General features: G+C 67.9%; 6 protein-coding genes and 2 pseudogenes. All 8 read left to right on the top strand.

All coding sequences use genetic code 11. The features are described from left to right. Positions 1 to 27: 27 nt before the first annotated feature. Positions 28 to 2,039, top strand: a pseudogene (locus tag N4G47_RS13515) (FimV/HubP family polar landmark protein). Positions 2,040 to 2,065: 26 nt separating this feature from the next. Then, positions 2,066 to 2,427, top strand: a pseudogene (locus N4G47_RS13510) (VOC family protein). 32 nt (positions 2,428 to 2,459) lie between these two features. After that, positions 2,460 to 3,230, top strand: coding sequence for a tRNA pseudouridine(38-40) synthase TruA (gene truA, locus N4G47_RS13505; RefSeq protein ID WP_249843322.1), 771 nt, complete (start codon positions 2,460 to 2,462; stop codon positions 3,228 to 3,230). Further along, the gene (locus N4G47_RS13500) at positions 3,227 to 3,883 is read left to right on the top strand and encodes a phosphoribosylanthranilate isomerase (RefSeq protein ID WP_006458876.1); all 657 of its coding nucleotides are present in this window, start codon (positions 3,227 to 3,229) and stop codon (positions 3,881 to 3,883) included. The genes truA and N4G47_RS13500 overlap by 4 nt, the downstream gene beginning before the upstream one ends. Before the next feature lie 166 nt (positions 3,884 to 4,049). Further along, the gene (locus N4G47_RS13495; protein ID WP_475287735.1) at positions 4,050 to 4,721 is read left to right on the top strand and encodes a hypothetical protein; all 672 of its coding nucleotides are present in this window, start codon (positions 4,050 to 4,052) and stop codon (positions 4,719 to 4,721) included. Further along, positions 4,721 to 6,739 carry a flotillin family protein gene (locus tag N4G47_RS13490; RefSeq protein ID WP_475287732.1) on the top strand — a complete coding sequence of 673 codons (2,019 nt, stop codon included), beginning with the start codon at positions 4,721 to 4,723 and terminating at the stop codon, positions 6,737 to 6,739. Before N4G47_RS13495 ends, N4G47_RS13490 begins: the two co-directional genes overlap by 1 nt. Positions 6,740 to 6,824: 85 nt before the next feature. Beyond that, positions 6,825 to 12,215 (top strand): DNA repair ATPase, encoded by a 5,391-nt coding sequence (locus tag N4G47_RS13485; protein WP_475287729.1) that lies wholly within the window; start codon positions 6,825 to 6,827, stop codon positions 12,213 to 12,215. Then, entirely contained in the window at positions 12,212 to 12,919 is a 708-nt protein-coding gene (locus N4G47_RS13480; RefSeq protein WP_475287726.1) for a hypothetical protein, read from the top strand. The genes N4G47_RS13485 and N4G47_RS13480 overlap by 4 nt, the downstream gene beginning before the upstream one ends. Positions 12,920 to 12,956: the final 37 nt, after the last annotated feature.

The raw sequence follows: 12,956 nt of genomic DNA, 5'->3' as shown, positions 1-12,956 counted from the left end.
CGGTCCGCACGCTTTATAGTGTCGCCCATGAATAAACGGGCCAAGGGCGCGAAGCGTCCGCTCACCTATCTTTCCGCTGCGCTGCTGGCCCTGGCCAGCAGTTCGGCGCTCGCCCTCGGTCTGGGCGACATCCGTGTCCTGTCCAAGCCCGGCCAGCCATTGCTGGCCGAGATCCCGGTGGTCTCGGCCGACCCCTCCGAGCTGGAGAACCTGCGCGTTGCGCTGGCCTCGCCGGTCACCTTCGAACGTGTCGGCCTGCAGCGGCCCAGCGGGCTGGTCAGCGAGCTGCAGTTCGAGTTGACCCGCAATGCGCAGGGCAGGGCGGTGGTACGGGTGACTTCGCAGGCGCCGGTCGAGACCCCGTCGTTGAGTTTCCTGATCGAGGCCGACTGGGGCCAGGGCCGGCTGGTGCGCGAGTATTCGGCGCTGGTTGACGCGCCGGCCAGTGCGCTGGCCGTTGCCGAACCGGAGATTGTTGCCCCGGCAGGGACCCTGTCCAACACCATCGCCCGTGAGCCGGCCCCCACGCCGGCTACCCAGGCCGAACCGGCCCGTGCAGCGGCCGCCCGGGTGGCGCCGGCAGCGTCGCGCTCGGCACCGGCACCGGCATCGGCATCGATTGCGGCCGATGGCAGCCTCACCGTGCAGCGCGGCCAGACGCTGTCGCAGATCGCCGCCACGGTCGCGCGCGGCAGCCAGGTCAGCCGCGACCGCGCGATGATCGCCCTGCTGCGTGCCAATCCGGAGGCCTTCATCCGCGGCAACGTGAATCTGCTCAAGCAGGGCGCGGTGCTGCGCATGCCGGGTACCGATGCAGTGGCCGCGATCGATGCAGGCGAGGCCGCCGCGCTGGTGCGCGAGCACACCGCGCAGTGGCGCCAGGCACGTACCGTGCCGCAGCCCGCCGGTACCGTCGCACCGGTTGCCAAGGCAGCCACAGCAGACGCTTCCTCCCCGGCTGCGGCCAACGGGGCACGACTTGAAATCGCCCCGGCGCTGGCCTCCGACGCCGCGCACGCGGGCACAACCACCGGCACCGGTGCCGGCAGCGAGGGTGACATGCTGGGCAACGAACAACTGCGCCAGGCCCGCGAGGACATCGCCACCCGCGATGCCGAGATTGGTGAGCTGAAGCAGCGTGTGGCCGATCTGGAAAAACTGAAGGAACAGCAGCAATCGCTGATCGCGATGAAGGACAACGACCTGGCCGCCGCACAGCAGCGGCTGGCACAGGCGCCGGAGTCACGTGACGCGGCCACCCCGTGGTACTGGCTGGGCCTGCCGGTGCTGCTGCTGGCGGCCGCCGCAGCCTGGCTGCTGCGCCGTCGCAAACCGTCGCCGCTGCCGCCGCTGCGCGAAGAAGACGATGCCGCCGGTCTGGCCGCAGCGGTACCGGCCGGTGCAGCACTGGATACGCTGGCCGAGCAGTCCTCCTGGTCGTCGGCGGTGGCCGACGGAGGCCGCCACGAGCCGGCGATGCCGGCCTGGGCGACCGAGGTGGAGGTGCAGGACGAGGTGGGCGGCGAACCGGTCGCCGGCACCGCTGCCCCGGCCGAATGGCAGGCGCAGACGCTGCGCGATGAACAGGTGGTGGAACTGCCTGCGGCGGTGACCGATCTGCCACGCTGGGACGAGCCCGTGGCCGCACAGGACGACGGGGGCCGGTTGCATCCGTGCGGGATGAGCCGGACGCGCCGGCGGCCCCCATCGATGTGGTGGTACCGGACTACGCGCTGCAGGCCGAACAGCAGCCGCAGTTCCGCGGCGTGTTCGACCTGCCGGCCGAGGCGCAGGACAACGTGCATTCCAGCGCGGCGTTGCATGACCTGCCGGCCGGGGCCGCGCACGAAGACGTCGCCGCGCCGGGCAGTGATGCCGGCTGGTCACCCCGCGCGGGCCAGGAGCGGCTGGAACTGGCCATCGCCTATCTCGACCTGGGCGATGCGCAGACCGCGCGCATGCTGCTGCAGGAAGTGGCCGAAGGCGGCGACCTGCACTGCCAGAACCAGGCCCGCGAACTGCTGGCCCGTCTGCCGTGACCGATTCCGCCAACAAGGACCCTGCCATGAGCCGCGAGCGCCGCATCGACTACGTTGAATTCGCCTCCCGCGATCCGGCGGCCAGCCGTGCCTTCTTCGAGAAGGTGTTCGGCTGGTCGTTCGTCGACTATGGCTGCGACTACACCGCCTTCGACGATGGCCGCCTGCAGGGCGGGTTCTTCCGCGGCCAGCCTGCGCAGGCCAGTGAAAGCGGCGCGCCGCTGCTGGTGCTGTACGCCGACCAGCTGCTGCCGGTGCAGGCCGCAGTGAGCGCCGCCGGCGGCGAGATCGTGCGCGCGGTGTTTTCCTTCCCGGGGGCAGCCGCTTCCAGTTCGTCGAGCCCGGTGGCAACGAACTGGCGGTCTGGTCGGAACGCGATCCGGCCTGAGCGCCGTCCCATCTGCAACATCGAGGTAGCACATGCGTTACGCGCTCGGCGTCGAATACGACGGCAGCGATTTCAGGGGGTGGCAGAACCTGGGAGAAGGTGGCCCCAGCGTGCAGGCCAGCCTTGAACAGGCCCTGTCTTCGGTGGCCGATGCGCCGGTGCAGGTGGTCTGCGCCGGTCGCACCGATGCCGGTGTGCACGGCCAATGCCAGGTCGTGCATTTCGATACCGGCGTGGTGCGTGATCCACGTGCCTGGATGCTGGGCACCACCACCCGCCTGCCGCGTTCGATCGCGGTGCGCTGGTGCGTACCGGTGGCCGACGATTTCCACGCCCGCTTCTCGGCGCGTGCGCGGCGCTACCGCTACCGCCTGCTCAACCGCGAGGTGCGGCCGGCGCTGGATCGGCAGACCCTGAGCTGGGAGCGCCGGGCGCTGGACGAAACCCTGATGCACGCCGCCGGCCAGGCCCTGCTTGGCGAGAACGACTTCAGCGCGTTCCGCTCCGTGCAGTGCCAGGCGCTGCACGCGCGCCGCGAGCTGCAGTCGCTGCAGGTCAGCCGCCACGGCGAGGTGATCGAGGTGGCCGTGCAGGGCAATGCATTCCTTCATCACATGGTCCGCAATATCGTCGGTTCGTTGATCCTGGTGGGCAGCGGCGAGAAACCGGTGGACTGGATCGCCGAACTGCTGGCCGGGCGCGACCGTACCGTAGCCGGTCCCACCGCACCGCCACAGGGCCTGGTGTTCCTTGGGCCTCTGTACCCCGACAACTGGCATCTGCCCGCCGAGGTCACGCTATGAGCCGCTCCTACTACCGTACGCGCATCAAGTTCTGTGGCATGACCCGTGCCGGCGACGTCCGCCTGGCCGGTGAGCTGGGCGTGGACGCGGTGGGTTTCATCTTCGCCCGTGAAAGCAGCCGCCGGGTCGCCCCGGCCGAGGCGCGCGCGATGCGTCAGGCGATCGCGCCGATGGTCGATGTGGTGGCCCTGTTCCGCAACAACAGCAAGGAAGAGGTGCGCGAGGTGCTGCGCACGGTGCGGCCAACCCTGCTGCAGTTCCATGGCGAGGAAGACGAGAGCTTCTGCCGCAGCTTCAACATGCCCTACCTGAAGGCCATTGCCATGGGCGGGCGCGAGGAGGTCAACGCGCGCACCCTGCAGCTGCGCTATCCCAGCGCGGCCGGTTTCCTGTTCGACAGCCACGCCCCGGGCGGCGGTGGCGGGACCGGCGTGGCCTTCGACTGGGGCCGCATCCCGACCGGGCTGCACCGGCCGTTCCTGCTGGCCGGCGGGCTGAACCCCGACAACGTCTACGATGCCGTGCTGGCCACACTGCCGTGGGGCGTGGACGTCTCCAGCGGCATCGAGCTGGAACCGGGCATCAAGGATGGCTACAAGATGCGTACCTTCGTCGAGGAAGTGCGCCGCGCGGACTGCACGGTTCTGGAGTGATTGACGTCACTATTTGTCGTGATCTGCCGCCGGATTTGAGCCTGCACGCATTCTTCACATAGGATGGTCCCCTGCGCCTGCCATGAAGGCGGGCGCGAGGATCGACGGGGCGCGCTCTGCGCGTCCCGAACGGGCGACCGCCGCCCTCAGCCCAGGAAGGCAAGCGATGCAGGAATTCCTCACCGTGGTGTTTGGTTTCCCGACCCTGCCGTACAGCATCGTGCTGGCGGTAGCGCTGGTCTATTGGGGGCTTGCTGCGTTTGGCCTGGTGGATGACGGATTCGGCGACCTCGGCGCCGACGGCGCACTGGACGGCGGCAACGATCTCAGCGGCCTGTCGGCCCTGCTGCAGCGCTTCGGCCTGGGCGGCGTGCCGGTCATGGTCGTGGTCACCCTGCTGGGTTTCTTCGGCTGGGCCTTGACCTACTTCATCCATCTGTTCGTACTGTTGCCACTGCCGGACCTGCTGCGCTGGGGGTTCGGTGCGCTGGTGGCCGTGCTCGCTCCACTACCGGCGATACCGGTGACGGCACTGCTGCTGCGCCCGATCCGTCGGTTCCTGCTGCGCCTGCGGCCGGTGGCCCAGGCCTCGCTGCTGGGGCGCATCGGCGTGGTCGCCTCGCCGAAGGTGGACGCACGCAGCGGCCACGCTACGGTCGACGATGGCGGCGCCGGGCTGGTGCTGCAGGTGCGCAGCGACATCGAACTGCAGCGTGGCGAGCGCATCGTGCTGGTCGAGCACGTGGCCGAACAGCATTACTACCGGGTGGTCCGCGCCGACGCGGTCGCCCTCGATTTCCAGGACAACCTGCTTCCGGGCAACAAGGAGAATCACTGATGACGTTGGCAACCATGGCCCCCTTCCTGATCGGCGTGGCCGTCCTGCTGGTCGGCCTGCTCGGCCTGGCCGGGCTGTTCAAGGCCTTCTATCGCAAGGTCGACCAGGGTGTGGCCCTGATCGTCAACGACATGAGTTCCACGCCGAAGGTGCACTTCACCGGCGCACTGATCATCCCGGTGCTGTACCGCGCCGAGCTGATGCGGATCAGCCTGATCACCCTGCAGATCGACCGCCGCGGCAAGGAAGGGCTGATCTGCCGCGACAACATGCGGGCCGACATCGCCGTGGCCTTCTACCTGCGGGTCAATGAGACCCAGGCCGACGTGCTGCGCGTGGCCAAGGCCATCGGCGCCGACCGCGCTTCCGACAAGCATGCGGTGGACGAACTGTTCAACGCCAAGTTCTCCGAGGCGCTGAAGACGGTCGGCAAGAAGTTCGACTTCACCGAACTGTTCGAGAAGCGCCAGGAATTCCGCGACGAGATCATCGCGGTGATCGGCAACGATCTGAACGGCTATGTGCTCGAAGACGTGGCCATCGACTACCTGGAACAGACGCCGAAGTCGCTGCTGGACCAGTTCAACATCCTCGACGCGCAGGGCATCCGCAAGATCACCGAGCTGACCGCTGCGCAGAACGTGGTGACCAACGAGCTGGAGCAGAACGAGAAACTTGCCATCACCAAGAAGAACGTGGAGGCACGTGAAGCGCTGCTGGCGCTGGAACGCCAACAGGCCGAGGCCGAGGCGCGGCAGAAGCGCGAGATCGAGACCATCCGCGCGCGCGAGGAGGCCGAGACCGCCAAGGTGCAGGAAGAACAGCGCCAGCTGTCCGAGAACGCGCGCATCGAAGCGCAGCAGCTGATCGAGATCCGTGACCAGAACCGCCTGCGCGAGGTGGAAGTGGCCGAACAGAACCGCCAGCGCGCGGTGGCCATCGAGGCCGAGCGCGTCGAGCGCGCCCGCCAGCTGGAACAGGTCACCACCGACCGCGAAGTGCAGCTGCAGGGCGTGGAGCGTGACAAGGTGGTTGAGCAGGGCAAGATGGACGTGGCCAACATCACCCGCGAACGCATCTCCATTGACAAGACCGTGGCGCAGGAAGAAGAGCGCATCAAGGAAGTGCGCGAGGTCTCCGAGGCCGACCGCCAGAAGCAGGTGCTGATCCTGGAAGCCGAAGCCAAAGCGCAGGAATCGCTGGTGCGCGAAGTGAAGGAAGCGCAGGCGCGCGAAACCGCGTCCAAGCACCGTGCGGTGGAACTGACCACCCTGGCCCAGGCCGAGCACGAAGCGGCCGGCAAGCAGGCCGAGGCCAAGCGCCTGCTGGCCGATGCGCTGCGTGCCGAACAGGCCGCACCGGGCCTGGCCGAGGCGCAGGTGCGCGAGGCCTCGGCACTGGCCATCGAGAAGGTCGGTATTGCCGAGGCGCGCGTGATCGAAGCCAAGGCCGAAGCCAGCCTGAAGCAGGGCAGCAACGAGGCCCGTGTGCTGGCCGAAACGCTGCAGGCGCAGGCCCAGGGCGAAGAAAAGATGGGCCTGGCGCGTGCCACGGCCACCGAATCGCTGGGCAACGCCGAGGCCGGTGTGGTGCAGAAGAAGCTGCTGGCCGAGGCCGAGGGTCTGGTGCGCAAGTTCGAGGCGATCGCTTCGCTGAGCGACCAGGCGCGCGGCCACGAAGAGTTCCGCATGATGCTGGACAACAGCCTGAAGCAGGCGCTGGCCTCGATCGAAGCGGGCAAGGAAGTGTCGCGCGAGAACGCCAACGTCATCGCCAGCGCGCTGCGCAACGCCGACATCGACCTGGTCGGCGGCGACGGCGGCATGTTCGAGAACCTGGTCAAGGCCGTGTCGCTGGGCAAGTCGATCGAAGGCTTCGCCGGCAAGAGCCCGATCGTGCAGGAGCTGATGCAGCGCTACCTGGGCGTGGCCGTGGCCGAGCCTGCACCGCGGCAGATCGCCGAGGACGCCGAAGCGGTGCCGACCGTGTCGGCCACCGTGCTCGACAGCGCCCGTTGATGCATCGGGCGGTGGCCGCTGTGACCACCGCCCGCCCGCGCCGGCCGCAACCGCGGCCGTCCGCCCGTGAGCCGGAAGCCTGCTGATGTCTGAAACCCAACCGACCGCCGAATCCACCGCAGCGGAGGCCGGCGCCACCAGCGTCGACCAGGCCGTTGCCCAGGGCGGTGCCTACGAAGTCCTGCGCCGCCGCTTGGCCGAGCAGGGCCAGCGCCTGCAGAGCCTGGCCGAAACGCTCAACCGCCAGCGCCTGACCGAGTTCGGCGACAGCCGGCTGGAGGTGGTCGGTCGCTTCCGCATCCGCAGCGAGAACAACTGCGTCGGCCGTGACATCGTGCAGGTGGGCCCGGACCGCCTCCTTTTCGGCTACAACGTCTTCATCGGGCTCAAGACCCAGACCCGCATCGAGGATGTGTTCGGCCTGTATCGGCTGGTGCAGGGCCCCGATGGCTACGACGTCGCCGCGCTGGAGCTGAAGGGCAGCTTCCTCGACCAGCCCGGCTTCGTGCATGACTTCAACGAGCTGTACGCCTATTACAAGCATGCGCGCCTGCTGCAGTTGATCGTGGTCGGCGACAAGCTGCTGGCCTCGTTCCAGATCGGCGAGCGCAGCAGCGACGTGCGCGTGTTCCGCTGGGCGCTGTCGCGCGAAGGCGAACTGACCTACCTCGATGCGCGCGGTGAGCGTGATATCGCCCTGCCGCCGCCGTTCGATTTCGAATGGACCAAGGCCACGCGTGACCTGGCAGTCAGCGGCCGCCATTCACACCTGAACATCCTCGACACCTTGTTCGTGGAAACCACCGGTGGCGACCTCACCATCAAGGTGGAAAACAACACCGAGACCGGGCAGGGCATCTTCAGCGAACCGGTCGAGGACAGCACGCAGTCGCTGGACGACGCCCAGTTCGAATTCGCCCGCGTTGGCTCGCTGCTGCTGCTGAAGGTGCTGCCTTACCGCGAAACCGTGTGGCGAGGGTTGATCTACAACACGCTCACCGGCGACATCGTGCGCAACGATGCGATCGTGCAGGCCTGCGTGCAGCTGCCCGAAGACCACGGCGTGATCTTCCCGGGCGGCTATTACCTGCAGGGCGGCGAGCACAAGGCGTTCGACGCCTCGATGGCCGGCATGCAGTTCAAGCGCAGCCTCCGTTCGCCCAACGGCGAGGACGTGCTGTACATCTTCTACGAGCGCGAGGGTGGGCGCTCGGCGCTGTTCGTCTACAACACCATCCAGCGCGTGCTGCAGAACCCCGTGTTCGGCCACGGCTATGCCTTCCTGCAGGATGGACGCATGGTGCTGTTCCATGCCGAAGGCAGCGAACCGACCCGCATCCATCCGATGCAGGTCTGGCAGACGCCGTTCAGCAGCGACGAGTTCGCCGCCAGCCGCCCGCCCGGCAACACCTTCATGGGCCGCATCGGCAACGCCGAACTGGTGCGTGGCATCTCCAATCTGTACAACCTGGCGCGTGAGATCGACGGCCAGGACGTGTCGGTCCAGCGCTACCAGCGCCTGGTGGCCGATACCCGTCGGCTGTTCGACGCCCACCACTGGCTGGGCGATGAGGCCTGCGATGGCGCTGCGGCGCTGCTGCGGCAGATCAGCGCCACCGGCGAATCGGTGCTGGACGAATACGAGAAGGTGCAGTCGATCCGCCAGCAGTCGGCGCAGGCGATGGTCGAAGCCGAGGCCGCGCACAAGGCGCTGCTTGGCCGGCTGCAGCCGCAGAACTGGAATGAAGTGGAGGCCTTCGTCGAGGCCCTCAATGCGATCGCTGCCTTGCGTGGACGGCTGCTGACCATCCGCGAGCTGCGCTACATCGACACCGCGCGCATCGAGGCGATGACCGCCGAGCTGGTACAGGCGCAGGACCGCGTTGGCGCCGCCACCGGTGAATTCCTGGCGGGCGAGGCCGCACTGGCGCCGCTCACCCTACGGCTGCAGGCGCTGGATGACGCTGCCCAGCAGGCGCAGAGTGCCCGCCAGCTGGACGAGCAGCTGGAAGGGCTGCGTGGCATGGCCGCCGACCTGGACATGCTGTCCGAGCTGATGGCTGGGCTGAAGGTGGACGATGCCACCGCCCGAACGCGTGTGGTCGAGTCGATCTCGGTGCTCTATGGCCGCCTCAACCAGGCTCGCGCACGTGCTGATCAGCGCCGCCGATCGCTGGGCTCGGCCGAGGCCGTGGCGCAGTTCGCCGCACAGTTCGCGCTGTTCTCGCAATCGATCACCAGCGCGCTGGCGCTGGCCACCGACCCGGAGCGCGCCGACGAGCAGTTGTCGCGCCTGCTGGTGCAGCTGGAAGAGCTGGAGAGCCAGTTCGGCGAGCATGAACAATTCCTCGGCGACATCCTGAGCAAGCGCGAAGAACTGGTTGAGGCATTTGATACGCACAAGCAGGCCTTGCTGGACGATCGCCAGCGCAAGGCGCGTTCAGTGCTTGATGCGGCCAATCGCATCCTTGAAGGCCTGGCCAAGCGCACCGAACGCTTCGCCAGCCCTGATGAGCTCAATGCGTTCTTCGCCGGCGATCCGTTGATCCTCAAGCTGCGCGAGCTGGCCGAACGCCTGCGCACCCTGCATGACAACGTCAAGGCCGACGATATCGAGGCGCGCCTGAAGGGCGTGCGTGACCAGGCGGTGCGCCAGCTGCGCGACCGCAGCGATCTGTACGAAGCCGGTGGCAATGTGGTGCGGCTGGGGCCGCGGCATCGATTCAGCGTCAACACACAGGCACTGGATCTGACCTTGCTGCCGCGCGGCGACACGCTGGCCATCCACCTCACCGGCACCGATTTCCTGGAAACCCTGCACGACCCGGAACTGGATGCGCTGAAGCCGTTCTGGCCGGTCACTCTGGATTCGGAATCCGCAGCGATCTATCGCGGCGAGTACCTGGCCGGCTGCCTGCTGCGCGCCGCCGAGGAAGGGCGCGAGGGGCTGGATCTGCCGCAACTGCTGCACGACGCCGCCGAACCGGAGGCCCTGGACCAGCGCGTGCGTGCGTTTGCCGCGCCGCGTTACCGCGAGGGCTACGAGCGCGGCATCCACGACCACGACGCCGCGCTGATACTTCGGGCGCTGTTGCCGTTGCAGCAGGCCGCCGGTCCGCTGCGGCACGCGCCACGGGTACGCGCCCTGGCCCAGGTGTTCTGGGCCGCGCTGCAACGCGATGATGGCGTGGCGCAGTGGCCCAGCCGCCAGGCCGGCGCTGACACCATTGCGCGTCTGTTCGGGTCCGACGAGGGCCGTCAGGCGCTGCGCGTCGAGATGGCCAAGGCCCTGCACGACTATGCGCAGGCGCAGGCCCTTCCGTTCGACGCCGACATGGCCGCCGATGCGGCCGCCTATCTGGCCGATGAACTGCGCGATGGTGAACCGATCTTCAGCATCAGCCGCCACGCGCAGGCGCTGTTGGATGCCTTGTCCTCACAGTTGGAGCAGGCCGGTCAGCGCGATGCTTTCGAACGCGCGCTGCAGCGCAACCAGGATCCACTGGCCACGCGTTGGGCCCTGGCTGGGCAGTGGCTGCGTGCGCTGGCCAGCCTGCCGGCCCAGGCCGCGCACGCTGGTTACGTCGACGAAGCCGCCGCGCTGCTGCTGGTACAGCGGCAGCTGCGCACGCGCGCCAGCGAGGCCACGCTGCGCGCCGAGGTGAAGGGGCTGCTCGGCGAGCACCCGCGCATCCAGGGCGGCACGCTGGTGCTGACGCTGGACGATTTCCAGTCGCGGCTGCAGCATCACCTGCAGCGCTTCGTGCCCTCCTTCCATGCCTACCAGAGCGTGCGTCAGGGCATCATCGGCCGCGAGCGGCAGGCCCTGCGCCTGTCCGAGTTCAAGGCGCGGCCGCTGTCCTCGTTCGTGCGCAACAAGCTCATCAATGACGTCTACCTGGGCGTGATCGGCGACAACCTGGCCAAGCAGATGGGCACGGTCGGCGAAAACAAGCGCAGCGACCTGATGGGCCTGCTGATGATGATTTCGCCGCCCGGCTACGGCAAGACCACGTTGATGGAATACGTGGCGCATCGCCTGGGCCTGGTTTTCATGAAGATCAACGGCCCGGCGCTGGGGCATGAGGTGCGCTCGCTCGATCCGCAGCAGGCGCCCGATGCCACCTCGCGGCGGGAACTGGAGAAGCTGAACCTGGCGCTGGAGATGGGCAACAACACCATGCTGTATGTCGACGACATCCAGCACACCCATCCCGAGTTCCTGCAGAAATTCATTTCGCTGTGCGACGGTACCCGCCGTATCGAGGGTGTGTGGCGTGGCCACACCCGCACCTACGACATGCGCGGCAAGAAATTCTGCGTGGTCATGGCCGGCAACCCCTATACCGAGTCGGGTGAGGTGTTCAAGATTCCGGACATGCTGGCCAACCGTGCCGACATCTACAACCTCGGTGATGTGCTGGGCGGCATGGAAGCGGCGTTCACCCTCAGCTATATCGAGAACAGCCTGACCTCCAATCCGGTGCTGGCGCCGTTGGCCACCCGTGACATGGCCGACTTGTACGTGCTGGTCGACCGCGCGATGGGCAAGGAGGTGTCGACCAACGGTCTCAGCCACGCCTACAGCAGCGCTGAGATCAACGAGATCACCGCGACCCTGCAGCGCATGCTGCGCGTGCGCGATGTGGTCTATCGGGTCAACCAGCAGTACATCGCCAGCGCCGCACAGGATGACCGCTACCGCACCGAGCCGCCGTTCCGACTGCAGGGCAGCTACCGCAACATGAACAAGCTGGCCGAGAAGATCTCGCCGGTGATGAACGAAGAAGAGCTGCAACAGCTGATCTCCGACCATTACCTGGGCGAGGCGCAGCTGCTGACCACCGGCGCCGAGGAGAACCTGCTGAAGCTGGCCGAACTGCGCGGCGTGCTGGATGATGCGCAGGCCCAGCGCTGGGCACAGATCAAGCGCGATTTCCTGCGCAACAAGGCCATGGGCGCCGACGACAGCGACGTCGGTGGGCGAGTGGTCGCGCAGTTGGCCGACATCGCCACGGCCCTGCAACAGCCACCGCCGGCGCCGGAAGCCATCGCAGTTGCGGCACCGGTGCCGTGGCAGGCGTTGCTGGAGGCCCTGCAGCGCCTTTCTGAAACACGTCAGCCCTCTGCCACGTCGGCACCGATCGCGGCGGCTCCCAGCGTGCCGGCCACGGTCCTGGCCGAAGACCTGCAGGCCGGCCTGGCACCGTTGGTCGAGCTGTTGGCGGCATCGCAGGCACAGCAGGTACAGGTGTCGCAGACCCTGGCCGCGTTTGCCGGCTGGGCGCGGCAGCAGGTCGAGCATCGTGGGCCCGGTAGTGCGGTGCCGCAGCGTGCACGCGTTCGCCGCGCCACGACGCCGGAAGAACGCGCGCTGGACGAAGCCCTGATGCGCCATTTCTACGGCGAGTCGCTGCCACCGGAAGATGCTGAAGGCAGCGTGGCATCGAGCCCACAGCCGCCGCCGCTGCCGTGACCGCGCCCGCGACACTGCCGTCACCGGTGTTGCCGGACACGGCCGATATCGCCGTGCTGGCCGACTACGGTACGCCGCTTCTGCAGGCGCTCACCCAGCGCGCCGCTGGCGCGCCCTCGGTTGCCGGCGAAGGCCTGGTGGCCGCGTTGGCACACATTGCCTTGGCACTCCAGGCCGGCAACCCTGCGCAGATCCGACGCCAGGAGAGCTGGTGGGGGCGACTGCTTGGGCGCGATGTCGACCGCGAGGCGGAAGGGCATGCGTTGCAGTCGCAATTGGGCGTACTGGTCCTGCAGGCGCGCGAGCAGGCCCAGCACCTGCAACAGCATCAGCAGGCGCGAGCCTTGGCCATCACCGAGCGTGCAGAGGCGGCCACGGCATTGGACGCCTGGGTCGAGCTGGGCGTATCAGGGCTGGATCGATGTGATGCGGCCGGCCAGGCTGCGTTGTCGCAGCGGTTGGATCACCTGCGCCGGCTGGCCGCGCTGCATCGTGTCGAGGCCGCTCAGTGGCAGCTGCTGCAGGACCAGGACGCGGTGCTGCTGCAGCGCTTCGCGCGCATCCACGATGTTCTGCTGCCGGCCTGGCGACAGGCCGCTTTGGCGAAGCAGGCCGGTGCCGGTGCCGCCCTGGCCGCGAGGGCCAGCACACTGCACGCCCAGATCGATGACGAGGTGGCGGCGGCTCAGGCTAGACTGCCCTGAGCCGGCCGCCGTTGCCGCATACCCAACTGCAAGGAGA

Source organism: Stenotrophomonas sp. GSD10, assembly GCF_056172695.1.
The sequence above is the reverse complement of the archived record's forward strand: the minus strand, read 5'-3'. Positions and strand labels throughout refer to the sequence as shown.